The organism is Streptomyces sp. CB02959 (genome assembly GCF_002803155.1).
In the GTDB taxonomy this organism is placed as follows: domain Bacteria; phylum Actinomycetota; class Actinomycetes; order Streptomycetales; family Streptomycetaceae; genus Streptomyces.
In genome coordinates, this window is the sequence record NZ_NNBP01000059.1 from 1 (window position 1) to 23,195 (window position 23,195).

Annotated in this window: 21 protein-coding genes and 2 pseudogenes; 3 read left to right on the forward strand and 20 right to left on the reverse strand. The window is 70.3% G+C overall.

The genetic code is table 11. The annotated features are described in order from the left end of the window. Positions 1–150 (forward strand): annotated as a pseudogene (locus tag CG747_RS47030) (molybdopterin cofactor-binding domain-containing protein); the annotation flags it as partial. On the opposite strand, the gene CG747_RS48715 reads toward CG747_RS47030, so the two are convergent. After that, complete coding sequence (locus CG747_RS48715) at positions 131–451, reverse strand: hypothetical protein (RefSeq protein ID WP_180986025.1); 321 nt, start codon at positions 449–451, stop codon at positions 131–133. The pseudogene CG747_RS47030 and the gene CG747_RS48715 overlap by 20 nt on opposite strands. Continuing rightward, a complete protein-coding gene (locus tag CG747_RS47715; RefSeq protein ID WP_146022294.1) occupies positions 448–846 on the reverse strand; it encodes a hypothetical protein in 399 nt (132 codons plus the stop codon). The genes CG747_RS48715 and CG747_RS47715 overlap by 4 nt, the downstream gene beginning before the upstream one ends. Before the next feature lie 119 nt (positions 847–965). Between CG747_RS47715 and CG747_RS45520 the strand changes: the two genes are divergently transcribed. Continuing rightward, complete coding sequence (locus tag CG747_RS45520) at positions 966–2,831, forward strand: NAD(P)-binding protein (protein ID WP_100607753.1); 1,866 nt, start codon at positions 966–968, stop codon at positions 2,829–2,831. A 58-nt stretch (positions 2,832–2,889) separates the two neighbouring features. Here CG747_RS45520 and CG747_RS45525 read toward each other — a convergent pair whose 3' ends face one another. The 6 genes and pseudogenes from CG747_RS45525 to CG747_RS45550 form a co-directional block, all read right to left on the reverse strand. Next, a complete protein-coding gene (locus CG747_RS45525; RefSeq protein WP_100607754.1) occupies positions 2,890–5,436 on the reverse strand; it encodes a sensor histidine kinase KdpD in 2,547 nt (848 codons plus the stop codon). A 51-nt stretch (positions 5,437–5,487) separates the two neighbouring features. Beyond that, positions 5,488–6,171, reverse strand: coding sequence for a response regulator (locus tag CG747_RS45530; RefSeq protein WP_100607755.1), 684 nt, complete (start codon positions 6,169–6,171; stop codon positions 5,488–5,490). A 157-nt stretch (positions 6,172–6,328) separates the two neighbouring features. Beyond that, complete coding sequence (kdpB, locus tag CG747_RS45535; RefSeq protein WP_100607756.1) at positions 6,329–8,476, reverse strand: potassium-transporting ATPase subunit KdpB; 2,148 nt, start codon at positions 8,474–8,476, stop codon at positions 6,329–6,331. Next, a pseudogene (locus CG747_RS50560) lies at positions 8,473–8,757 on the reverse strand (potassium-transporting ATPase subunit KdpA); the annotation flags it as partial. The gene kdpB and the pseudogene CG747_RS50560, both read right to left, overlap by 4 nt. Positions 8,758–8,786: 29 nt before the next feature. After that, positions 8,787–8,876, reverse strand: coding sequence for a potassium-transporting ATPase subunit F (locus tag CG747_RS45545; protein WP_100607757.1), 90 nt, complete (start codon positions 8,874–8,876; stop codon positions 8,787–8,789). A gap of 433 nt (positions 8,877–9,309) precedes the next feature. Next, on the reverse strand, positions 9,310–9,840 hold the full coding sequence (locus CG747_RS45550; protein WP_100607758.1) for a universal stress protein: 531 nt from the start codon (positions 9,838–9,840) through the stop codon (positions 9,310–9,312). Positions 9,841–10,279: 439 nt separating this feature from the next. Here CG747_RS45550 and CG747_RS45555 point away from each other — a divergent pair, with 439 nt between their 5' ends. Beyond that, on the forward strand, positions 10,280–12,850 hold the full coding sequence (locus CG747_RS45555; RefSeq protein ID WP_100607759.1) for an ATP-binding protein: 2,571 nt from the start codon (positions 10,280–10,282) through the stop codon (positions 12,848–12,850). A gap of 166 nt (positions 12,851–13,016) precedes the next feature. Here CG747_RS45555 and CG747_RS45560 read toward each other — a convergent pair whose 3' ends face one another. The 12 genes from CG747_RS45560 to CG747_RS45615 form a co-directional block, all read right to left on the reverse strand. Beyond that, positions 13,017–13,562 (reverse strand): hypothetical protein, encoded by a 546-nt coding sequence (locus CG747_RS45560; RefSeq protein ID WP_100607760.1) that lies wholly within the window; start codon positions 13,560–13,562, stop codon positions 13,017–13,019. Positions 13,563–13,672: 110 nt separating this feature from the next. Beyond that, on the reverse strand, positions 13,673–15,643 hold the full coding sequence (locus CG747_RS45565; protein WP_100607761.1) for an APC family permease: 1,971 nt from the start codon (positions 15,641–15,643) through the stop codon (positions 13,673–13,675). Between the two features lie 159 nt (positions 15,644–15,802). Next, positions 15,803–16,186: a hypothetical protein gene (locus tag CG747_RS45570; protein WP_257981206.1), complete on the reverse strand. Its 384-nt coding sequence runs from the start codon at positions 16,184–16,186 to the stop codon at positions 15,803–15,805. A gap of 25 nt (positions 16,187–16,211) precedes the next feature. Continuing rightward, positions 16,212–16,988, reverse strand: a complete 777-nt coding sequence (locus CG747_RS45575) for a GNAT family N-acetyltransferase (protein WP_100607762.1) — start codon at positions 16,986–16,988, stop codon at positions 16,212–16,214. 206 nt (positions 16,989–17,194) lie between these two features. Further along, positions 17,195–18,004: an SDR family NAD(P)-dependent oxidoreductase gene (locus CG747_RS45580; RefSeq protein ID WP_100607763.1), complete on the reverse strand. Its 810-nt coding sequence runs from the start codon at positions 18,002–18,004 to the stop codon at positions 17,195–17,197. A 332-nt stretch (positions 18,005–18,336) separates the two neighbouring features. Continuing rightward, positions 18,337–18,870 carry a DUF1648 domain-containing protein gene (locus CG747_RS45585; protein WP_100607764.1) on the reverse strand — a complete coding sequence of 178 codons (534 nt, stop codon included), beginning with the start codon at positions 18,868–18,870 and terminating at the stop codon, positions 18,337–18,339. A gap of 114 nt (positions 18,871–18,984) precedes the next feature. After that, positions 18,985–20,724, reverse strand: a complete 1,740-nt coding sequence (locus CG747_RS45590; RefSeq protein WP_100607765.1) for an FAD-dependent oxidoreductase — start codon at positions 20,722–20,724, stop codon at positions 18,985–18,987. Continuing rightward, on the reverse strand, positions 20,721–21,053 hold the full coding sequence (locus tag CG747_RS45595; protein WP_308303864.1) for a UBP-type zinc finger domain-containing protein: 333 nt from the start codon (positions 21,051–21,053) through the stop codon (positions 20,721–20,723). The genes CG747_RS45590 and CG747_RS45595 overlap by 4 nt, the downstream gene beginning before the upstream one ends. Before the next feature lie 81 nt (positions 21,054–21,134). Continuing rightward, on the reverse strand, positions 21,135–22,028 hold the full coding sequence (locus tag CG747_RS45600; protein WP_100607766.1) for an alpha/beta hydrolase: 894 nt from the start codon (positions 22,026–22,028) through the stop codon (positions 21,135–21,137). Beyond that, positions 22,025–22,447: a nuclear transport factor 2 family protein gene (locus CG747_RS45605; protein ID WP_100607767.1), complete on the reverse strand. Its 423-nt coding sequence runs from the start codon at positions 22,445–22,447 to the stop codon at positions 22,025–22,027. Before CG747_RS45605 ends, CG747_RS45600 begins: the two co-directional genes overlap by 4 nt. Beyond that, entirely contained in the window at positions 22,444–22,902 is a 459-nt protein-coding gene (locus CG747_RS45610; protein WP_100607768.1) for a nuclear transport factor 2 family protein, read from the reverse strand. Before CG747_RS45610 ends, CG747_RS45605 begins: the two co-directional genes overlap by 4 nt. After that, positions 22,899–23,171 carry an EthD family reductase gene (locus CG747_RS45615; protein WP_100607769.1) on the reverse strand — a complete coding sequence of 91 codons (273 nt, stop codon included), beginning with the start codon at positions 23,169–23,171 and terminating at the stop codon, positions 22,899–22,901. The genes CG747_RS45610 and CG747_RS45615 overlap by 4 nt, the downstream gene beginning before the upstream one ends. Positions 23,172–23,195: the final 24 nt, after the last annotated feature.

A 23,195-nucleotide genomic window follows, 5' to 3' on the forward strand; every position in this document is an offset into this window, starting at 1 on the left:
GTCCGGCTCGACGTGCCGACCCCCACCTTCATGCGCGCGCCGGGCGAGGCGCCGGGCTCGTTCGCGCTGGAGTGCGCGCTCGACGAGCTCGCCGAGAAGTGCGGCATCGACCCGATCGCCCTCCCCGAGGCTAAAGGCCCAGCAGAAGGAAAGGGGCGGCCAGGAGCCAGACCGCGAAGAAGGTGCATATGCCGCGCAATGCCGGCCACCATCGTCGGCCCATCTTCAGCCCGAGCGCCGGGGGTACGACCCGCCCCAGCCGAGAGTTCCACCGTCCGGTTGCCCGCAGCCACCACGCCAGGAACGCCACCGCGGAGAACGCCAAACCGGCCAGCAGATCCCAGCGTGGAAACGGTGCGATCTTCCGCACCAGCAGGCAGATCAGGAACGCCGCGGCACCGGCCCAGGCCAGCACCGATGCCGCAGCGGTTCCAAGGTCCCGCTCCCTCACCCGAAAACGTCCTTCACTGAACCCTTCCTCGGTCCCTGCGGTGTGTCGGCGGATTCGCTCTTCGGCCCGTCCGGCTTCGGCTCGTTTGGTTCCTGCGGCCAGATGGCGTCGTGCAGCGGTTTGGCGATCGCCCTGCCCCCGCCGTAGACGACTCCCTGCGCCGGACCCTCGACCGCGAAGTTCGGGCTCCGGCCAGCTGGCACGTGCTTGTTCGCGCCGTGGACGGCAGCCCCGCCGGTGGCACCGGTAACTCCGTTGACGAGGCTGTCCCAGCCCATCTCGACGTCTTTGTCGCCGCGGGCCCTTTTTGTCGCGTTCTTGTCGAATCTCTTAGGCTCACCTGTTCGCGACTTCCCCTTCTGCTGATCTTGATGGATGGGGTGACTCCCGCTCATACGGAACCTTGATGCCGAACTGTTGTGCGTGACGGAACCGCGTGTCATGTACCGGCAATCTTGCTGTTGTGACGTCAACACTCCAACTGCGCATGCCGTTTGGGCAGCGTTCTCAGCACATGGTGATCTGTGGGGACGACGGGCTCGCGCACCGGCTCGCGGCGACCCTGGACGCGGTGTGCGGCGAGGCGGTCACCGTCGTGCTGCCCTCCAGACGCGAAGGGCACGCACCGGAGATCGCCGCGTTGCACCGCGATCCGCGGTCACCCGTCGAGCTGTTGGTTGCCGCCCGCCCGGACGAGCAGACGCTGCGGGCGGCAGGCGTGGAGCGGGCGGCCGCGCTCGCCCTCACCTACCGCGACGACCAGGTCAATCTCACCGCCGCGTTGCTGGCCCGGAGTATCAACCCCTCGGTCCGCCTGGTCATCCGCATGTACAACCGACAGCGCGGTGAGCACCTCGAACGGCTCCTGGACCGCGCCGTGTCGGCGCTCGGCCGGAGCGGCGACACGGCGCTCGACATGTCCACCACCGTGCTGTCCGACACCGACACCGCGGTCCCCGAGCTGGTGGCCGCCGCCGCGGTCGGACGGGGCGATACGTTGCAGGTGGAGGGCCAGGTCTTCCGCGGCGTCGTGCGCCCCGCCCGTACCCCGCCGCAGGCCGCCGATCTGGCCACTCTCGCAGTCCTCTCCGGCGCCCACCGGGACGACCCGGCGAGCGAGGACAGCCCGGAGACACCGGGGGAGGAGGGCACCCAACTACTGCCCGACACGGTCACGTCCTACCACCGGCAGTTCACCCACGGCCGGCTGATGCTGGAGGAGGTCACCCACCATCATCGGCCCGAGACACCGCGGCGCGACCGGCGCCGCTACGGCGCATGGCTGCGCGGGCGGCTGGCGCATCTGCCGTGGAAGGTCTTCCTCTCCCGTGAGGTCCTTTCGGTCTTCGGCGTGCTGGCCGCAATCGTGCTGGTGCTGGCCGTGGCCACCGCGTTGGCCGAGCCGGGCCCGCTGTGGAAGTCGGTGTACCTGCCGCTGCTGGACATCTTCACCATGGGAGACCCGGCGACCGACGAATCCCCGGCCCGGCGTGTCCTCCAACTCGTCGCCGGATTCGTCGGTTTGGCGGTCCTGCCGCTGGTGGTCGCCGCAACCGTGAACGCCACCGGAGCGTTCCGCCAGGCGTCCGTCGGTCACCCGCCGGCCGATGACCTGCGCGACCACATCGTGTTGGTCGGGCTGGGCAAGATCGGCACCCGCGTGCTGGCGCAACTGCGCACCACCGCACATCAGGTGGTGGCCATAGAACGGGACCCGCACGCGCGTGGCGTCGCGCTGGCCCGCGAACTCGGCGTGCCGCTGCTGCTGGAGGACGCCGGCGCCCCCGGTGTCCTCGACCGGGCGCGCATCCGCCAGAGCAAGTCCCTGCTGGTGCTCACCCGCGACGACGGCGAGAACCTCGACATCGTGATGGCGGCGCGCGAGAGCAACCCCCGGGTTCGGGTGGTGATGAGGCTCTACGACGACGACTTCGCCGCCAGCGTCTCCCGTACGATGCGCGCCTCGTACCCCGATGCCGCCACGCGCAGCCGCAGTGTCTCGGCGCTCGCCGTGCTTCCCTTCGCCGCCGCCATGATGGGCCGTCATGTCCTGGGCATCATGCCGGTCGAACGCGGCTCCCTCCTCTTCACGGCGGTGGACGTCGCCGGCCACCCGGAGCTGGAAGGGCGCTCCATTCACCAGGCGTTCCGTCAGAACGAATGGCGCGTCCTGGCGGTGGGCGCCGCGGTCGAGGCCGTATCCCCCGGACCGACGGACACGCTCGGCGGCCTGCGCCTGGACCGGCCGGGCTTCGACTGGCGTCCCGCGCACGGCAGGATCCTGTGCGCCGGCGACCGGGTCGTGGTGGTCTCGACCCGGCGCGGTCTGGACTTCCTGATGACGGGGGTCCAGCCGCATCCGGCGGACCCGCGCACGTAAGGGGCGCCCGGCCCTTGCCGAGCACGCGGTCACGCAGTCCGCCGGATGTCCGTGCCGCCTACGACGTGACCGCGTCGGGTAGGCCGGGCGCGGCCGGCAGGTGACCGGCGGCGGTGGGAACCGTGAGGACCATGGTCATCCCGCCGCCGGGGGTGTCCTCGGCGGTGAGGGTGGCTCCGATGGCCTCGGCGAAGCCCCGGGCGACGGCCAGGCCGAGGCCGACGCCCGCGCCGCGCGGGGCGTCGCCGTAGCGCTGGAAGGGCTCGAAGATGCGGTCCTTCGCGTCGTCGGGGACGCCGGGGCCGCGGTCGGCGACGCGCACTTCGACGCGGCCGCCCAGCGTGCTGGCCGAGACGCGGACGGTCTCGCCCTCGGGGCTGTACTTCACCGCGTTCTCGACGATGTTGGCGACCGAACGCTCCAGCAGTCCCGGATCGACGGCGATCATCGGCAGTTCCTCGGGGATGTCGAGGACGACGCTGTCCTCCGGCACCCCGACGAGGGCCATCGGCACGACCTCATCGAGGTCCACCTCGCGGATCAGCGGCGTGACGGTACCGGTCTGGAGCCGGGACATGTCCAGGAGGTTGCCGACGAGGTGATCGAGGCGGTCGGCGCCCTCCTCGATGCCCGCGAGGAGTTCGGCCTGGTCCTCGTCGGACCATTCGACGTCGTCTGAGCGCAGGGAGGTGACGGAGGCTTTGATACCGGCCAAGGGCGTCCGCAGGTCGTGGCTGACGGCAGCGAGGAGGGCGGTGCGGATGCGGTTGCCCTCGGCGAGCTTCCGGGCGTGTTCGGCCTGGGACTGCAGGCGTTGGCGGTCCAGGACGACGGCGGCCTGGGCCGCGAACGCCGCCAGCACGCGGCGGTCCTCGGCGGGCAGGACACGGCCCGAGAGCGCGAGTGCCATGTGGTCGCCGACGGGCATGTCGACGTCGGCGTCCTCCGGGCGCGCGAGCGGGCCGGGATCGCCCACGCTGCCGGAGCAGGTCCAGGGGGTCGTCTCGGACTCCCGCTCCAGCAGGACCACGGCATCCATCGCGAAGGTCTCGCGCACCCGCTCCAGCAGGGCGTCGAGAGTGGTCTCACCGCGCAGGACACTGCCCGCCAGGAAGGAGAGGATCTCCGACTCGGCGCGCAGGCGGGCGGCCTGGTGGGTCCGCCGGGCCGCGAGATCGACGACGGAGGCAACCGAGACCGCCACCAGCACGAAGATGACCAGCGCCAGGATGTTCCTGGGGTCCGCGATGGTGAGGTGACCCACGGGCGGGGTGAAGAACCAGTTCAGCAGGAGTGAGCCGACCACGGCCGATGCCAGTGCCGGACGCAGACCGCCGAGCAGCGCCGCCGCCACGGTCAGCGTCAGGAACAGCAGCACGTCGTTGGCGAGGCCGAGTCCCGTCTCCCCTTTCAACAGCAGCAGCGTCAGCAGCGCCGGCCCCGCGACCCCGGTCAGCCAGCCCCAGATGATGCGCGACCGGCCCAGCCGCGCAGCGCGGGCGACGGGCAGGCCACGCCCCTTGGCGGCTTCCTCGTGGGTGACGATGTGGACGTCCAGGTCGGGTCCCGAGTCGCGGGCGACGGTGGATCCCACGCCGGGGCCGAAGACGTACTGCCAGGTCTTGCGGCGGGAGGTTCCCAGGACGACCTGGGTGGCGTTGACGCCCCGGGCGAACTCCAGGAGTGCGGAGGAGACGTTCTCACCCAGGACGTGGTGGAAGGTGCCGCCGAGGTCCTCGACGAGGGTGCGCTGGACGGCGAGTTCCTCGGGCGATCCGGAGACCAGGCCGTCACTGCGGGCGATGTGGACGGCGAGGACTTCGCCACCGGCGCCCTTCTCCGCGAGGCGGGCGGCACGCCGGATGAGCGTGCGGCCCTCACTGCCGCCGGTCAGGGCGACGACGATGCGCTCACGTGATCCCCAGATCTTCGAGACCTGGTGTTCGCTCCGGTACTCCTGGAGGTACTCGTCGACCTGGTCGGCCACCCACAACAGCGCCAACTCGCGCAGCGCGGTGAGGTTCCCGGGCCGGAAGTAGTTGGAGAGCGCCGCGTCGACCTTGATCGGTTTGTAGATGTTGCCGTGGGCCATACGGCGGCGCAGCGCGTGGGGAGACATGTCGACCAGTTCGATCTGGTCGGCGCGGCGCACCACCTCGTCGGGGACGGTCTCCTTCTGCCGTACCCCGGTGATCGACTCGACGATGTCGCCGAGGGACTCCAGGTGCTGGATGTTCACCGTCGAGATCACATGGATCCCGGCTTCCAGTAGTTCCTCGATGTCCTGCCAGCGCTTGGCGTTGCGCGAGCCGGGGACGTTGCTGTGTGCCATCTCGTCCACCAGCGCCACGGCCGGTCTGCGTGCCAGGACCGCGTCCACGTCCATCTCGGTGAACACCGCGTCGCGGTACTCCAGCTCCCGGCGCGGGGTCTGCTCCAGGCCGTGCAGCATCACCTCGGTGCGCGGTCGGTCGTGGTGCTCGACGAAGGCCACCACGCAGTCCGTGCCGCGCTCCATGCGCCGGTGGGCCTCCGACAGCATCGCGTAGGTCTTGCCGACGCCCGGTGCCGCGCCGAGGTATATCCGAAACTTGCCGCGTGCCACGTGGTCCCGCTCTCGTGTCGAATCGTGATGAGGGGGTGAAAGCCCGGGGTGTCAGGGGTCGAAGCGGTAGCCCATACCGGGGGTGGTGGAGAAGTGCCGCGGACGTGCCGAGTCGGCTTCCAGCTTGCGCCTGAGCTGCGCCATGTAGACGCGAAGGTAATTGGTCTGCGTGCCGTAGGAAGGACCCCATACTTCCTCCAGCAACTTCTGCTGGCTGACGAGTCGGCCGCTGTTGCGCACCAGCACCTCGACCAGATGCCATTCGGTCGGGGTGAGCCGCACGTCGTGCTCGCCGCGCCGGGCCTTCTTGGCCGCGAGGTCGAGGGTGAAACTCTCCGTGACGATCACGGCGAGTTCGCAGGACGGTTGCGCCGTATCGATTCTGCGCGCCGCCGCCCGCAACCGGGCCAGTAGCTCGTCCATGCTGAACGGCTTGGTGATGTAGTCGTCGGCGCCCGCGTCGAGCGCGGCGACCTTCTCCTCGGAGGTCCGGCGGGCCGAGACCACGAGGATGGACGCCCGGCTCCAGCCGCGCAGCCCCGTGATCACGTCGATGCCGTCCATGTCCGGCAGGCCGAGATCGAGCAGGACGACGTCCGGTGGGTTTGTGGCCGCCAGAGAAAGGGCGTGTGCCCCGTCGGGCGCGGTCTCCACCTCGTAACCGCGTGCCTTGAGATTGATCTCCAGCGCCCGCACGAGTGGTGGTTCGTCCTCGACCACCAGCACCTGAGTCATCGGTGTCCCCCTTCTGTTGTGCGGTGCGAGTGTCGCGGGTGGCCGCCCTCCCCAGGCGGGCCACCCGCGATACGGCTTCTCACTTCACGGCGAGTTCTTCGACCGCGATGTCGAGCTTCATTACGGAGTTGTTCATGGCCGTCACCACGCCTTTCGATCAGTGCAGCCCGGGGATCAGGGAGATGAGCAGGTCGATGATCTTGATGCCGATGAACGGGGCGATCAGGCCGCCGAGCCCGTAGATGGCGAGGTTGCGCCGCAGCATCCGGTCGGCGCTCATCGGCCGGTACTGCACGCCCTTCAGGGCGAGCGGGACCAGCGCGATGATGATCAGCGCGTTGAAGATGACCGCCGACAGGATCGCGGACTCGGGCGAGGCCAGGCCCATGATGTTGAGCTTGTCCAGGCCCGGGTATGCCACCGAGAACATCGCGGGGATGATCGCGAAGTACTTGGCGACGTCGTTGGCGATCGAGAAGGTGGTCAACGCGCCCCGGGTGATCAGGAGTTGCTTGCCGATCTCGACGATCTCGATGAGCTTGGTCGGGTTGGAGTCGAGGTCGACCATGTTCCCGGCTTCTTTCGCGGCGGAAGTGCCGGTGTTCATGGCCACGCCGACGTCGGCCTGGGCCAGTGCCGGGGCGTCGTTGGTGCCGTCGCCGGTCATGGCGACGAGTTTGCCGCCGGCCTGTTCGCGCTTGATGAGTGCCATCTTGTCCTCGGGCGTGGCCTCGGCGAGGAAGTCGTCCACGCCCGCCTCGTCGGCGATGGCCCTGGCCGTCAGCGGGTTGTCACCCGTGATCATGACGGTCTTGATGCCCATGCGGCGCAGCTCGTCGAAGCGTTCGCGCATGCCCTCCTTGACGACGTCCTTGAGGTGGATGACGCCCAGGACGCGAGCGCCCTCGTCGTCCTCGACGGCCACCAGCAGCGGAGTACCGCCGGCCTGCGAGATGGCGTTGCTCAGCGTGTCGGCGTCCTCGGTCACCGAGCCACCGCGCTCCTGGACCCAGGCGACCACGGAACCGGTCGCGCCCTTGCGGACCTTGCGGCCGTCCACGTCCACGCCCGACATACGGGTCTGGGCGGTGAAGGCGATCCACTCGGCGTCCACCAGCTCGCCCTGATGGCGCTCGCGCAGGCCGTACCGCTCCTTGGCGAGGACGACGATCGAACGGCCCTCGGGGGTCTCGTCGGCGAGGGAGGACAGCTGGGCGGCGTCCGCCACCTCGGCCTCCGGAGTCCCGCGCACGGGGACGAACTCCGCGGCCTGGCGGTTGCCGAGCGTGATGGTGCCGGTCTTGTCGAGGAGCAGCGTCGACACGTCACCGGCGGCCTCGACCGCCCGCCCGGACATGGCCAGGACGTTGCGCTGCACCAGACGGTCCATGCCCGCGATACCGATCGCGGAGAGCAGGGCGCCGATCGTCGTCGGGATGAGACAGACCAGCAGCGCCGTCAGCACGATCAGCGACGTCTGCTTGTCCGCACCCGCGTAGAGGGCGAACGGCTTGAGGGTGACGACCGCGAGCAGGAAGACGATGGTGAGCGAGGCGAGCAGGATGTTCAGCGCGATCTCGTTGGGGGTCTTCTGCCGTGCGGCACCCTCGACGAGGTTGATCATCCGGTCGATGAAGGTCTCGCCGGGCTTCGTCATGATCTTGATGACGATGCGGTCGGAGAGCACCTTGGTCCCGCCGGTGACAGCCGAGCGGTCGCCGCCGGACTCGCGGATGACCGGCGCCGATTCACCGGTGATCGCCGACTCGTCCACCGAGGCGACGCCCTCCACGACATCGCCGTCACCGGGGATGATGTCGCCGGCCTCGCAGACGACCAGGTCGCCGATGCGCAGCTCGGTGCCCGGGACCTGCTCCTCCACGTCGCCGTTGAGCCGGCGTGCCACGGTGTCGGTCTTGGCCTTGCGCAGGGTGTCGGCCTGCGCCTTGCCGCGGCCCTCGGCGACCGCCTCGGCCAGGTTGGCGAAGACGACGGTCAGCCACAGCCAGGCCGCGATGACCCAGCCGAACCACGCGCCCGGGGACTTGAGAGCCAGGGCGGTGGTGACCACCGAGCCGATCAGGACGACGAACATGACCGGGGACTTGACCATCACCCGGGGGTCGAGCTTGCGGAAGGCGTCGGGCAGCGACTTCAGCAGCTGCTTCGGGTCGAACAGGCCGGCGCCGACGCGCCCGCCTTCGCTGTGTCCGGTGGGGATGTCGCTGTGCGGCGCCCGGGTCGGGGAACTCGTCGAGTCGGCGGCCATGCCGTCCTCTTGTTGCCTCTGTGCGTTGGTGGTCATGACGACAGCCCTTCGGCGAGCGGTCCCAGCGCGAGTGCCGGGAAGAAGGTCAGGCCGGTGACGATCAGGAGCGTGCCGACCAGCAGCCCCGTGAAGAGCGGCTTCTCGGTGCGCAGGGTGCCCGCGGTGACGCCCATGGCCGCCACGATCGCGTAGCCCTGCCGGAGCGAACCCACCATCCTGCCGAAGGTCCTCGGCTTCGAGAACGGGATGACCAGCAGCAGGAAGATCTCCAGCAGGTCGGAGAGGCCGTTGGGGTTCTCGAAGGGGTGCGGGGAGTTTCGGCAAGAACGGGGCTCATGTGTGCGGCTCAGAACCTCTCCGGGAACACAAGGGCGAGGACGGGATAGCCCAGCAGGGCGACAGTCGCGATCAGGCCGACGAGGTTCTCGGCGGTCACAGCTTTGCCACCCCCTTGGCGACGAGGGCCACCAGCGCGAAGACAGCGATCGTGGTGACCACGAAGGCCGGATCGGCCATGGTGAACTCCTGGGGAGAGGTTCGGGCGAGCGGACCAGGAGAGAGAACCGCGCCGGTGGCTCGATTTCGCCCGTCATTGACGGGGTCCTTACGGCCACCGGTGCGACCTTGACGCGTCCCTAACACCCGCGAGGCAACCCGGGAAGGGAGCGCATGGCTGCGGGAGAGCGCCAACCACCGGCAGCGACCGCCAGCTCAGTTGCGCTTTCCGACCAGCCGAGCCGCCCGGGATTCCGCCGTCTGCGCCGCTCCGCCACGCCACCGTACCGATTCGGCCGTGCCGGTGGCCCGGGCAGGACCACGGCTGCCCCGACGGGCCGGGCCGCGCCACGGCGTACCCCCGGACGGGACGGTCAGCTCGTCAATTCCCCCGTGCGGAGCGGGAGTTTCCACACGTTGCGGCGGTGTACGGAGGCCAGGTCGTGGTGCAGCGGAGACGGGGGGACGGCCAGTACTGTGCAGCGGGCGCGTGCCACGCAGTACCGGGAGACGGAGGGCCGGACCGCGCGGCGCAGCCTGCCGCGCGCCCCGGCACCGATCACCAGAAGATCGTCGCTCCGGTCGGCAGCCGCCAGCAGCACTGTGCCCGGCTTGCCACGTCCGACCAGGGGCTGGAGCGGGACTCCCGGCCCACCGCTGCCGAAGGCGGTGTCCAGCGCCTCCATGAGCTGCTCGCTCGCCATGCGGTGCCAGTTGGCGACCAGCGACGGGGGGAGGGATCCGCCGCGGGTGGGGAGGTCACCGCCGGGCGGCTCCCAGGCCAGTACGGCCCACAGCTCCGCACCCCGCACGCGGGCCTCGGCCGCTGCCTGGTGCAGAGCCGTCAGGCTCCCCAGCGAACCGCTCACGCCGGCCACGACGCGCTGGCCGAGGGGACCGGCCATGGGTCACGCTCCTTGTCTGTGCTGTCTGTGCTGTCTTCGCGTGACCTGAGCCGTGAATCCGTGTCGCGACTGTGTTCCGCGTGTCCGTCCAGTTCATCGAAGCGTCGCCGTTGGAGCGGTCGCGCCTCATTGGTGCTTCCTTTACGCAGACGCGGGAGACCCTGACGGTGCCATGACGCCGGCCGGCCACCGGGTGAGCCGGGGCGGACGGGAGCGGCACGTGGACTGGCGCCCTCCGTCGGGCGGACCGCGACGTAGTACCGGCGGACGGGTCAGGGTTGTGTCAACGTCTCCGAACTCCCGCACGGTATTTGCCGGCGCGAAGTGATGATGCTCGGAAGAACCTTGCACGCCGTCGATCGCCATGCCGTGAGCTTCCCTCCGCCATGCCGCGCCGGCGTGCCACTTTCCCGAAGAGGGGTACGTGGAGGAGTACGCGATGGCGCGGGGCGGCGATACGACCGACGGTCCCGGGACACGTCCCGGCCGGCTCAAGGTCTTTCTCGGGGCCGCACCCGGAGTGGGCAAGACGTACCGGATGCTGGACGAGGCGCGGCGCCGGTCCGCACGCGGTACGCACGTGGTGGTGGCCTTCGCGGAGTGTCACGGTCGTCCACACACCACGGCGATGCTCGACGGGCTGGACGTACTGCCACAGGTGACGCGCAGGCACCGCGGTGCGGACGTCGCCGAGGCCGACCTGGACCGGGTGTGGGAACTGCGACCGCAGGTGGTGCTCATCGACGAACTCGCACACACCAACGCATCGGGCGGCCGCAACGCCAAGCGGTGGCAGGACGTCGAGGAACTGCTCGGCGCCGGGATCGACGTCGTGACCACCCTCAACATCCAGCACCTGGCCTCCCTCAGCGATGTGGTCGAGAAGATCACCGGTGTGCCGCAGTACGAGACGGTGCCCGACGAGGTGGTCCGCCGCGCCGACCAGATCGAACTGGTCGACCTGCCGGCCGAGGGCCTGCGGCGACGCATGGCGCACGGCAACATCTACCCGCCCCAGAAGGTCGACGCGGCACTGTCGCACTACTTCCGGCTCGGGAACCTCACCGCGTTGCGGGAACTGGCGCTGCGGTGGGTGGCGGGCCGGGTGGACGAGGCGCTGTGCAAGTACCGGGACGAGCACCGCATCGGGCGAGTGTGGGAGACCCGCGAGCGGGTGGTGGTGGCCCTCACCGGCGGGTCCGAGGGTGCCACGCTGATCCGCCGCGCCGCCCGGATCGTGGACCGCGTGTCCGGTGATGCGCTCCTGGCCGTCCACATCACCCGCAGCCACGGCGTGGCCGGCTCGTCGCCCGCGGCGCTCGCCGAACAGCGGCAGCTCGTGGAGAGTCTCGGGGGCAGTTACCACGCGGTGGTGGGCGACGACGTGCCCGCCGCCCTGCTGGACTTCGCACGATCGCAGAACGCCACCCAACTGGTCATCGGGGTCAGCCGCCGGGGACGGTTGCGACGCGTGCTGACCCCCCGGGGTGTCGGGGAGGCCGTCGTCGAGCTCTCCGGCGACATCGATGTGCACACGGTGACGCACGAACGTGCCGGCGCAGGACGGAAGTGGGCCGTGCCCGGGAGTGGCCTGCCGCGTTCCCGGCGGGTGGCCGGACCGGCGGCCGGCCTGGTGCTCCCCGTGCTGCTGACCCAGATACTGCGCGTCGTCTCCGAACCCCTGTCGCTCAACCTGACCAGCGAGGCGCTGCTCTTCCTGCTCACGGTGCTGGGGGTGGCCTGTATCGGTGGTGTGGTCTCCGCGCTGCTCGCCTCGGTGACGACCTCGCTGCTGCTGAACTACTACTTCGTCCCACCCGTCGGCCACTTCACCTTCGCCGGTACCAATATGGTGGTCGCCCAGGCCGCGTTGACGACCGTCGCCGTCACCGTCGCCGCCATCGTCGACCGGTCGATGCGGCTGAGCCGGCGGGCCGCGCGGGCGACCGCGGAGGCGGAGACCCTCACCTCGTTGACGGGCGGCATCCTGCGCGGGGAGCGGACGGTACCCGTCCTTCTGGAACGGACCCGGGAGACCTTCGGTATGGGCGGCATCGAACTGCGTCGGCGACGCGGAGAGACGGTTTCCGGTGCTGTGGGCAGCCTGTCACCGGACCATGGTGGCGAGGGTGACGATCACGAGACCAAGGTCGCGATAGGGGACGACAGTGTGTTGGTGCTGACCGGTCGCCGCCTGCCCGCCTCCGAGCATCGCGTCCTGACGGCCTTCGCGGCGCATCTGACCGCGGCCGTCGAACGCGCCCGGCTGGCCGAGGCCGCCGCCGAGGTCGAACCGGTCAAGGCGGCCAACCGGATGCGCACCGCGCTACTGGCCGCGGTCGGCCACGACCTGCGGACGCCGATGGCCGGTTGCTGGGCCTCGATCAGCTCCCTGCGCAGCCGTGACGTCGAATTCTCCGACGAGGACCGCGAAGAGCTCCTGGCCACCGCAGAGGAATCCCTGGCCAAGCTCAGCCGCCTGGTCGACAACCTCCTCGACATGAGCCGGCTGCAGGCCGGCGCGCTGACCCTGCGCCTGGAGCCGGTCGCGCTCGCCGACGTACTCCCGGCAGCGCTGGACACCCTGCCCGACTCGCCCCCGCAGACGCGCGTGAACGTGGTGACCCACAGGCTGGACGACGCGCCCGACGTGCTGGCGGACCCACCGCTGCTGGAGCGCGTCCTCGCCAACCTCGTGTCCAACGCGATACGTCACTCACCCGCCGGATGCCCGGTGACGATCGGTGCCAGTACGCTGGCCGGGCGGGTGGAGCTGAGGGTCATCGATCGCGGGCCTGGAATCCAACTCCCCGACCGCGAGCGGGCGTTCGAGCCGTTCCAGCGGCTCGGCGACACCGACAACACCACCGGACTCGGCCTCGGGCTCGCCCTCTCCCGCGGCCTCACGGAGGCGATGGACGGCACCCTCACGCCCGAGGAGACGCCCGGCGGGGGGCTGACCATGGTCGTCTCCCTGCCGGCCGCCGCGGCTCCGTCCGTGCCCGATTGACCGAGCGGTCCGGGCAACGTGCCGTCACCCTCCGGGATGCTGTCCCACCGGCCATCCGCAGGCCGGGTCGGTGGTATGGCGCCAGTACGGCCAGCCGTCCTCGCCGCCCGACGCGAGACTCACCCTGTGCCGGTGCTCGCCCCGGCACACGCGCCGGGCACGGTGCTCACAGCAGCCCGGAAGCCTTGAGGACGCCGCGTGCTTCCTGCCCGTCGATCCGGTCCGCCAACTCCCCGAGCGCGTGCGTCCCATGGCGCAGCGTACCGAGGGCGAGGGAACGGCGGGCACCGGCGTCGAGCAGGTGCCAGATGAGCGGGTTGGCGTCCAGGACGCGGGCGTCCAACACCAGCCGCTGACCGCGGACGTCGCGCAGGACCAGGCGTGCGGCGATGCCGCCGTACTGTCGCACCGTGATCAGCGCGTCGGTGCGCACTTGGCGTCGGCCGACAAGGCCCCGAACCGCCAGCCAGCCCTCACCCGCGCTGACGCGCGCAGGCAGGAGAACGGCGAAGGCCGCGGCCCCGAGGAGGGTCCAGAGCCCGGCGCGGGCGGGAGTGAGGCCCCCCGAGCCCCAGTCGAGCAGCATGAGCAGACCGACGAACGCCAGGGAGCAATGAAGGGCGCGGCGCGCATGGACATGCCAGTGGCGGTCGACGACTGTTTCCGGCCGTCCGGAGTGAAGCGCCGCGGTGGCAGCGGATCGCCGTTCCATTTCGCTGACACTAGGTAGGAGGCCGACGAACGCCCGGGTACCTGACGACATTTTGATGCCGTGTCGCTTGTCCTTATCGCGCTCTTGACAGGGGTCTGTCGGGGGAGTGGTCAGCCCACGTGGACGCGGGGGCGGCGCTCGCGGTCGGGTTCGGCCACGCGGAGGACCTCACGGGTGACGGGGGCGACTTCGCCCTGGCCGAAGAGGAAGAAGCGGAGGAACTGGGTGAAGGGATTGCCTTCGGTCCACTCGAAGTAGATGTGCGGTCGCTGGCCGGTCTCGTCGCGCACGTGCAGCAGCAGGGCGGCCAGGGCGTTGGAGATGGCGGAGCTCTCCACGCACAGCACGCGGTAGCGGCCGTGCAGCACCTCGCCCCGGACCTGCAGCTCGCTCTCGAATTCCGAGGGGTCGCCGACGGTCACCTCGACGAAGACGAGGTCCTCGGGTTCGGGAAGATCGTTGTCCGCGCGGATCTGCTGGAGTTTGTCGCGGTACTGGGCCACATCGCGCCGCTCGGGTTCGTTGGCGATGAAGCGGATCTTGCGGTGGGCCGCGTCACGGACGAACCGCTCGGCGATCTCGTCGAGCACGACCCTCGTCACGCGCAGTTCGAAGGCGCGGGCGAGGCGGGAGAGGAACGACAGCAGGACGATGCCGGCGATGAAGCAGGCGCCGATCTTCACTCCGTCCGGCCGCTCGATGACGTTGGCCACGGTCGTGTAGAGGAACACCACGGACACCACCGCGAAGCCGATCGTCCAACCGCGCTCCCCGGCCCGCCGGGCGGCGATCGTCACGGCGATCGCCGCGGAGCTGATCAGGACCAGCACGCCGGTCGCATAGGCGCCGCCCTGGGCGTCCACGTCGGCGTCGAAGATCCAGGTGACCAGGAAGGCGACGGCGGTGAAGACCAGGACCATGGGGCGGACGGCGCGGGCCCAGTGGGGGGCCATGCCGTAGCGCGGGAGGTACTGCGGCATCAGGTTGAGCAACCCGGCCAACGCCGAGGCGCCGGCGAACCAGAGGATGGCGATGGTGGAGACGTCATAGACGGTGCCGAACGCGGAGCCCAGGTACTCGTGCGCGAGGTAGGCCAGGGCGCGGCCGTTCGCCGATCCGCCGGGCTTGAAGGCCGACTCGGGGATCAGCAGAGTGGTGATCAGGCTGGTGACGATCAGGAAGACACTCATGATCACGGCGGCGGTGGTAAGCAGCTTCTTCGCGCCCCGGATCCGCCCGGTGGGGCGCTCCTCGGTGTCAGTGGGGTCGCCCTCGATGTGCGGCATGACCGCCACGCCGGTCTCGAAGCCGGACAGGCCCAGGGCGAGTTTCGGGAAGACCAGCAGGGCCACGCCGACCATCGCCAGGGCGTTGCCGTGTTCGGTGGTCAGCGTCCGGGTCCAGTCGGTCACGACATGCGGTGCGGTGAAAACGTGCCACAGGCCGACGACGACCACGGCAACGTTGAGTGCCAGGTAGAGACCCACCAGGGCCACGGCCACACCGATGGCCTCCAGGAAGCCCTTGAGGAACACCGCGCCGAGCAGCGCGACGAGGATCAGAGTGATGAGCATCTGCTGGTTGTGCAGGACGCTGCCGGCGTGGGGGTTCTCCACCAGGTGGGTGGCGGCGTCGGCGGCGGAGAGCGTGATGGTGATCAGGAAGTCGGTGGCCGCGAATCCGAGCAGGGCCAGTACGAACAGCTTGCCCTTCCAAAAGGGGAGGAGCCGCTCCAGCATCGCGATCGAGCCCTGGCCATGGGGGCTTTCCCCGGCAACCCGCCAGTAGACGGGCAGGGCGCCGGCGAGCGTCACGACGACCAGAACAATGGTGGCGACCGGCGACAGCAGTCCCGCCGCCAAGGCAGCGATACCCGGCTGGTAGCCGAGGGTGGAGAAGTAGTCCACACCGGTCAGGCACATCACGCGCCACCACCGCTGCCCTCGATGGGCGCTCTGCGGGCCGGCGTGGGGGCCGGGATGGTGCTTGGCCATGTCGGTCAGCCCCTCCAGCAGCCACGTCCGCAAACGATGCCGTACGGCACCCCCGGATGCGGAACCGGCAGGGGTGGAGGCGGCCATGGTGAGCTCCCGTCGTACCGTGAGCGGATCCAGCCATCGACGCGCTGGCCAGGTCAGGCTATGCAGGCACGACGTGCATTCCACCGAGGTGTTCGCCGATGCGGCGGCGGCTGTCCCCCGAACGGTCGCCAGGACGCCACGGACAGGGTGCGCGCTGTGTCAGGGATTGGTGGCCCAGGTGCGCAGCATCAGATGGCAGGGGTGTTCCTCGCCGTTGCCGAGGAAGGTCAGCCGTACGAGGATCTCGCAGGCCCTGGGTGCGAGGGCGGGCTGTGCGGAGATGCTGCCCCGGGTGTAGGTGCGGTCTCCGGAGTCTCCGTAGGCTCCGCCCCAGTCGAAGTACTCGTTGCCGATGTCGTCGGTTGCCTCAAGGGACAGCAGTACGGGAGTCGCGTCGCCGGTGTCCGGCAGGGGCGGGGCGATGGTGTAGTCGAGGGTGAAGGAGTCGTCTCGCCGCTTCAGGCCGTGGACGGACAGTTGGTGGCCGTTGTTGAGGATCTTCGCCGACGCGAGAGGGGCGCGGGGGATGCGGCGTGGCTTCACGGGGACTCCTTGGTGTCGGTGGTGTTCAGGCGGCGAGCCCCGCGGCACGGCGCGCGGGCTGCCCGGTGAGGTGGTGCACGTACTCGTGCTCCAGGCGGAAGCCGGCGGTCCAGGCGAGGAGCCGGCTGGGGCGGTTGTCACGTGAGCAGGTCCAGCTGGGGGTGTGGCCGCGGGCGGCGATGTCCTGGCACAGGGCGGTGACGCAGGCCAGTGCGAGGCGTTGGCGCCGGTGTCCGGGAGCGGTGAGGCAGGCGACGTCCTCGTATGCGCTGCCGCGGAAGTACGTGCAGGCCAGGGCGAGCACACGGTCCTTCGCGAAGGCCGCCCAGCCGTGTCCGGAGGCGGCGAGAGCCGACGGTCCGCCCCAACTGGCATGAATCCAGGCCGACTCGGGTGCCAATGCGGCCACCGCGGGGGCGTCCGCGGGAGTCAGCCGGCGCACCGTCACCCCACGGGGCGGGTGCGGCGGCGACACGGGAACGCGGTGGACGTACGCCATGCGTTCCCACGGCACGAGGCCGTCGAACGCGTTGCCCAGCAGGGGGAGGAAGCGGGCCGGTGCCTGGACGTAGTGCGCGGCGAAAGGGGCGAGCGCGAGCGGGGACAGGGCGGTTGGTTCGCCGTGCAGCAGCAGGTGGCCGGCGCAGGCCACGGCGACGGCTCGGGGGGCGACGGGGCGGTCGGCCCACCAGTGGCCGGCGCCAGGGGTCAGGGCGTGTTCGGCCAGTGCCCGTGTCCCGGGGGGTGCGGCGGCGAAGCAGTGGGCCACCGCGGTGGCTTGTGTGGCGGTGAGCTCGATCACGGGGGTTCCTTCTGACGCAAGAGGGGTGGGCGGGCGGGGCGACCGGGCGTCGCCCCGCCCTCTGGTTCAGCCCTGGTTGGCCTTGCCGCCGTGGTTGGCTTTCTTCTTGCGACGGGCCTTCTTCTTGCGGGCGCGCTTGGACATGGTCGTACGGGCCTTTCGTCTTGCCGGCGGCCGCCTGATGGCGCCTCGGCCGGTGGTGTGTCTCAGGCGTGCTGGCCGACGAGTTGGTCGGCGAGCTTGCCGAGGCGTTTGACGGTGCGGTCTTCGGTGGCGGCGGGTGCGGGGTCGACTCGCTGGTCGCGGTCGTAGTAGGCGCCGTTGACGACATCGATGGCCGGGTCGCACAGCCGGACAACGTGGGCCGCGCCCTGCGCCGCGGTGCCGCCCTCGACGCCGTAGAGAGGGAGCAGGTCCGTATCGCAGACGCCCGGGTGGACGGAGACGGCGGTGACCCGGGGGTCGGCGGCGAAGACGGTGAGCGCCAGCTGCGACTGGGCGTAGGCGGCGAGCCTGGAGTAACGACGGGCGCGCTGTGGGTCGTTCCACTGGATGGAGGCGGTGCGGTGCAGTGAGGAGGAGACATTGACGACGCGGCCGCCGGGCCTGCTGGTGAGCGCCGGTTCCAGGAGGCAGGTCAGCAGGTAGTGGGCGAGGAAGTTGACCTGGAGGGCGATCTCGTTGCCGTCGGCGGTGAGGGTGTGGCGTTCGGGCGCGGCGATGGCGGCGTTGTTGACCAGGACGTCCAGGCGGGGGTGTTCGGCGATGACGCGCCGCGCCATCGCCTCGACCTCCTCCAGGGCTGTGAAGTCCGCGGAGAACGCGCACAGTTGCGAGGCGTCGATGCCCGCGGTGGCGATGAGCCGGTCGGTGGCGGCCTGCGCCTCCTCGGCGGTGCGGCCGTGCACGAGGACGGTGGCGCCGCGTTCGGCGAGCCGGCGGGCGGTCTCGAAGCCGATGCCGGAGGTGGCGCCGGTCACCAGGACGGTACGGGAGGAAAGGTCGAAGACGGACATGATCCATTCACGGGACGAGAGGAGAAGAGGGCGAGTGCGCCGTACTGGCTGCTCAGAGCCATGGCGTACGGGCGCATGAAGAACGGGGCGCCTGATCAGGTCAGGGCGCCCCGTCCGAATGCCGGAGAGGTCTCAGCGCGAGGGGGAGCTCTCCGTGCAGCGCGGCGCACGACACAGGGCCGCCGGATGAGGCGGACGGTCGAGAAGGAGCCAGGCGCTGTTCACAGGCCCATCAAATTCCGCCCCGCGCCCGCCTTCAAGAGGACCGCACCGCTTTTGACGCACCTCTGATGAGCCGGGCTTTTGCGGACACCCGCCCTGCCCCCGTGTGCTCAGTTCGCGGGCGCGCGCCGGTCGCGTATCGCGGCCGCCACCGTCCCGGCGGTCCCGGCGAGGAGCGGCAGAAGCATCGCGGCGAACAGCCAGCCGGGTACCTCGCGATCGGCTGTGGAGCGCCACAGCACTCCACAGCCGATCAGGAGCGAGATTCCCGTGCAGGCGTTGAGCACCAGCAAAGCCCGGGCCGTACCGAGTGCCGAAGCGCGGGTGCGGGGCCGGTTGAGCGAGGAACTGGCCAACCCGTGGCCGAACGACGCCGCCTCCCTCGGCAGTTCGGCCTGGGGAGTCACCCGCAGCGCCAGCTCGGCACAGGCGGTCAGTAGCACCGTCACCCCGATGTACACGAACACCAGCGCAAACGCGCTGCCGATCGACCGCTCCGTCCAGGCATCCACCCCGTCGCTGCCGAGGTGCTGAGGTATCCGGCTCGGCAGGTGCGGGTAGCGGAGGATGCCCCAGAGGGGCAGCACGGCGAGCAACGCGGCATTGGGAAGCAGCCACAGCCGGACGGGGCGTGAGAAGACCATGAGGTCGATTGTCGGGCGGGGAGGAGTTCGTTGCAGGCGAACCGTGCCGTAAGGGGCACGACAATTCGAACCTGGGGCGTGGGCGGTGAGCGGACCAGAGGGGCCAGTGGGAGTTCAGCTTCGGTTCGGCCGGGGCGGTGCGCCGTTCGCGGCCCGGTACCGGTGGACGAGCGCCACGGCCATGGCGCCCTCGCCGACACTTGAGGCCACGCGTTTGATCGACTGGGCGCGGACGTCGCCGGCGGCGAACACGCCGGGCATGCTGGTCTCCAGCAGCAGCGGGGCGCGGTCCAGCGGCCAGGTGGCGGGGGGTGCCATGTCGGCCGAGGACAGGTCGGGGCCCGTGAGGACGAACCCGTGGCCGTCGCAGCGGACGATGTCACCGAGCCAACCGGTGCGGGGACGGGCGCCGATGAAGGTGAAGACGAAGCGTGCCGGTTCCACGGTTTCGGCGCCCGTGAGGGCGTCCCGGAGGGCGATGTGTTCCAGACGGTCGTCGCCGTCCAGGGCGAGGACGTGGGTGTTGAGGCGTACGTCGATGTTGGGGGTCCGGTGGATTTCGTCGACGAGGTAGCGGGACATTCCGGATTCGAGGGAGTCGGCCCGGACGAGGAGGCTGACCTTGGCCGCGTACCGGGCGAAGTGGATCGCGGCCTGGCCCGCGGAATTCGCGCCGCCGATGATGAAGACGTGGTGGGAGACGCAGGAACTGCTCTCGGTCGTCGCGGCACCGTAGTAGAGGCCCTCGCCCTCGAAGCGGTCGGCGCCGGGGACGTCCAGGCGGTTGTACGAAACGCCCGTGGACAGCAGGACGGTCTCGGTGCTGATCTCCGAGCCGTCCGCGAGGGTGAGGATGCGGGCCGGGTCGGCGGATCGGAGGCGGACGACCTCCACGGGGTGGAGGAGTTCCGCGCCGAAGCGACCGGCCTGGCTCACCGCGCGCCTGGCGAGGTCGCCGCCGGAGAGCCCGGCGGGGAAGCCCAGGTAGTTCTCGATGAGACTGGACGTGCCTGCCTGTCCGCCGGGCGAGTCGGCGTCCAGGAGGAGCGTGGTGAGCCCCTCCGAGGCCGCATAGACACCGGCGGCGAGTCCGGCCGGACCGGCGCCGACGATGGCCAGGTCGTAGTGGGGGCGGGAGGCGGTGGTGGACAGTCCCAGGCGTGCGGCAAGTGCGGCGTTCCCGGGTGCGGGGAGGAACGTGCCGTCGGGAAAGGCGACCAACGGCAGCTCATCCGTGGGGTGTTCGGCCAACAGCTTCCGGGCTTCGGGGTCCGTGGCGGCGTCGAGGAAACGGAACGGCTGACCGTTGCGCGTGAGGAAGTCCCGCACCGCGTGGGTGCGCGCCGAGACGGCGTGGCCGGCGATGCGGATGCCCTGGTAGGCCGGGCGGTAGGCGGCGAGCCAGTCGGAGAGCAGGTCGTCGAGGACGGGGAAGAGCCGTTCGGCGGGCGGGTCCCAGGGTTTCATGAGGTAGTAGTCGAGGCGCACCTTGTTGATCGCGGTGATCGCGGCATCGGTCTCGGCGTAGGCCGTGAGCAGCACCCGGCGGGCGTCGGGGAACCGGCTCACCGCCTCCAGGAGGAAGTCGACGCCGGTCATACCGGGCATCCGCTGGTCGACGAGGAACAGCGCCGGGTCGTGGCCGCGTTCGTCCAGGGCGTCCAGGACCCGCAGGGCCTCTTCGGCGGAGGCGGCGCCCAGGACGCGGTAGCGGTCGGCGTAGGCGGTGCGCAGATCGCGGCGTACCGCGCGCAGGACCTGCGGGTCGTCGTCGACGGCGAGGATGACCGGCTTGGGCGGCGTTGTGGGTGGGGCGTCGGTGGCGGCCGGTGCCGACGCCGCGGCCGGTGTCATCGGGACGGTCCCGCGGTGGGATCGGCGGCCTCGCCGGGCTCCGTGGGGCAGGGGGGTTCGGCGAATTCCAGGAAGAACTGGTCGGGGAAGCACCAGCCCCAGTTCTCGCCGGGGTGGTGGGAGACGACGACGGGGTGGCGGGTCGACTGGTAGTGCCGGCTGGCGTGGCGGTTCCGGGAGGAGTCGCAGCAGCCGACGTGACCGCAGGTCAGGCAGCGGCGCAGGTGGATCCAGCGGTCGCCGGACCGCAGACATTCCAGGCAGCCGTCGGACGTGGCCGGCGCGGCGGCCGTGAACTGGGAGGCGTGTGGGCAGTCGGACATGGACATGGGTGGGTTCCTCCGTCGGGGCACGGGATCGGGGCACAGCGACGCGAGGGGCGTCCGCTGTGCCCCTGCCGGGGTGCCGCGTTACGCCAGGGTCTTGGCGAAGTGCCGGGCCGCGATGCCGGCGGCCTCGTCGACCTTGGCGTCCTGGTCGTAGAAGTCGAACTGGGTGCCGCTCGTCCAGATGAGCCGTTTGGGGCCGGTGAGCGCCGAGTGAAAGCGCTCCGCCCCGTGCGGGATCGCCCCGTCGCGGCTGTGCACGAGGACGGTGGGAGCCTTGATGCGGGCGGCCGCGGGGTGCGGGTCGAAGGTCAGCCACTGGGGCCACGACATCACGGCGAACCGGTTGTCCCAGGAGGGTATGGCCCCGCGCTTCTCGTCCAGGTAGTAGTCGAACGGACCGAACATCGCGGCGTCGGGATCCGTTGTGCTGACGGCGGGCACATACCGTTCGGCCGCGCCGCTCTCGTATGCGGCGAGGGCCGCCAGGCCGAGTTCGGTCTTGCGTCGCACCTCATCGGCGCCTCCATAGATCTCCTGGACGAGTTCGGCATCGTGCAGCCACGGTGCGATCAGTGCCAGGCTGCGCACCCGCGAGTCGTCCGCGGCGTTCACCGCGGTGTAGCCGCTGCTCGCGCAGATGCCCAGGGCGCCGATCCGGCCGGGGTCCACCAGCGGGTGCCGGGCGAGGAAGCCGATGGCGCTGTGGATGTCGCCGATCTTGCGTGCCGGCGACTCCAGTTGGCGGGGCCGGCCACCGGACTCCCCGAAACCGGTGAAGTCGAAGGCGAGCGCCACGAAGCCGGCCTCGGCCATCCGCCGGGCGTAGGTCGCGGCCATCTGTTCCTTGACGGTCGTCCAGGAGCCGGTGACGACGACGCCGGGCCGCAGACCGCGCTGCGCGGGACGGTACACGGTGCCGACGAGGGTCTCCCCGTCGCTCTCGAAGGTGACCCGGTCGGTGGGGACGGTGCTCATGCCGCCCTCCCGTCGATCGCGCGCAGGATCGAGGACGGGTCGGTGTAGGACTTCCAGTCGACGATCCTGCCGTCGCGCACCCTGAGCCGCTGGACGAACTCGACCTCGAAGGACTGGCCGGTCTCCTTGACGACGGACTTCTCGTACAGGATGCCGATCGCCAGGTCGCCTTCGACGACGAGGTCCATGAGCTCCTCGGTCCCGACCTCGACCATGCCGAGGAAGACCTTGAGGCTGTCGAGCACCTGCGCCGGGCCGTGGTAGGTGCCGATCCAGGGCATGCGGTCGTTGTAGCCGGGCACCGGTGTGTAGTTGACCCACTCGACGTCGTCGGCGAGGTACTCCCGGGCACGGTCCGCGTCCCCGCTGGTGAGTGCGGAGAACCAACCGGTGGCGGTCTCTCGTGTGGTGCGCGTCATCGTGTCGTCCCTTCCATGATCTGGCGGTTGCCCTTGGCCCAGTCGGTGGTCATCGTCAGCCCGTCGATCCGCCAGCCGCGCAGGGTCCGGTGGAGGGAGATGCGGTAGTGCCCGCCGAGGGTCCAGTGCGGACCGCCGCGGGCGTTGGGCTGCCAGTGGGTCGCCTGGAAGTCGGCGGTGGCGACGGCGGTGTCGCCGTAAAGGCGTACGAGGTGGTTGGTGAGCAGGTGCTGGGTGGAGGCGAGGCCGCTCAGCAGGGCGCGCCAGGCGCCGATCACCTCGTCCGCGATCAGTTCGGCCGGTTCGCCGCCGTTGAGGCTGGTGTAGTCGAGCTGCACCTTGTCGGCGAAGACCTCGGTGCGCAGCTGGTCCCACTCGCGTTTGTCGGTGTGCCAGCACATCCGGGTGCAGACGTCGACGATGTCGAGGCGGTCATGGAGAGCGGCCTGGTTCATCGGGCGCCCTCGCGGCCGAAGATCCAGTTCTCCTTGAGCAGCAGGGTGTGGACGTAGCGCGGTTCGGTGAACAGGCTCAGGTCGGCGAGCATCTCGGAGTACTCCGGGGTCTCGCGGGCGATCTCGAAGGCGGTCACGTCGTCGAACCAGAGCTGGTAGGCGGCGTCCAGCACCGCCTCGCCCACGCCGTAGAAGGCGTCCCTGGTGTGGTTCTGGGTGTACTTGCGCAGGCCCGGGACCTTCTCGGTCAGCCGGGCGTGCCGGGTCAGGCTCTGTCAATCCCCTCGAACTGT

Bases quoted from the DNA above. Each gene is read 5' to 3' on its own strand.
- CG747_RS45580 (WP_100607763.1), bottom strand. From the start codon at position 18,004: ATGTCCGTCTTCGACCTTTCCTCCCGTACCGTCCTGGTGACCGGCGCC.
- CG747_RS45565 (WP_100607761.1), bottom strand. From the start codon at position 15,643: ATGGCCGCCTCCACCCCTGCCGGTTCCGCATCCGGGGGTGCCGTACGG.
- CG747_RS45520 (WP_100607753.1), top strand. From the start codon at position 966: ATGGTGATCTGTGGGGACGACGGGCTCGCGCACCGGCTCGCGGCGACC.
- CG747_RS45550 (WP_100607758.1), bottom strand. From the start codon at position 9,840: ATGGCCGGTCCCCTCGGCCAGCGCGTCGTGGCCGGCGTGAGCGGTTCG.
- kdpB (WP_100607756.1), bottom strand. From the start codon at position 8,476: ATGACCACCAACGCACAGAGGCAACAAGAGGACGGCATGGCCGCCGAC.
- CG747_RS45590 (WP_100607765.1), bottom strand. From the start codon at position 20,724: ATGACACCGGCCGCGGCGTCGGCACCGGCCGCCACCGACGCCCCACCC.
- CG747_RS45600 (WP_100607766.1), bottom strand. From the start codon at position 22,028: ATGAGCACCGTCCCCACCGACCGGGTCACCTTCGAGAGCGACGGGGAG.
- CG747_RS47715 (WP_146022294.1), bottom strand. From the start codon at position 846: ATGAGCGGGAGTCACCCCATCCATCAAGATCAGCAGAAGGGGAAGTCG.
- CG747_RS45530 (WP_100607755.1), bottom strand. From the start codon at position 6,171: ATGACTCAGGTGCTGGTGGTCGAGGACGAACCACCACTCGTGCGGGCG.
- CG747_RS45560 (WP_100607760.1), bottom strand. From the start codon at position 13,562: ATGGAACGGCGATCCGCTGCCACCGCGGCGCTTCACTCCGGACGGCCG.
- CG747_RS45610 (WP_100607768.1), bottom strand. From the start codon at position 22,902: ATGAACCAGGCCGCTCTCCATGACCGCCTCGACATCGTCGACGTCTGC.
- CG747_RS45585 (WP_100607764.1), bottom strand. From the start codon at position 18,870: ATGGTCTTCTCACGCCCCGTCCGGCTGTGGCTGCTTCCCAATGCCGCG.
- CG747_RS45555 (WP_100607759.1), top strand. From the start codon at position 10,280: ATGGCGCGGGGCGGCGATACGACCGACGGTCCCGGGACACGTCCCGGC.
- CG747_RS45595 (WP_308303864.1), bottom strand. From the start codon at position 21,053: ATGTCCATGTCCGACTGCCCACACGCCTCCCAGTTCACGGCCGCCGCG.
- CG747_RS45605 (WP_100607767.1), bottom strand. From the start codon at position 22,447: ATGACGCGCACCACACGAGAGACCGCCACCGGTTGGTTCTCCGCACTC.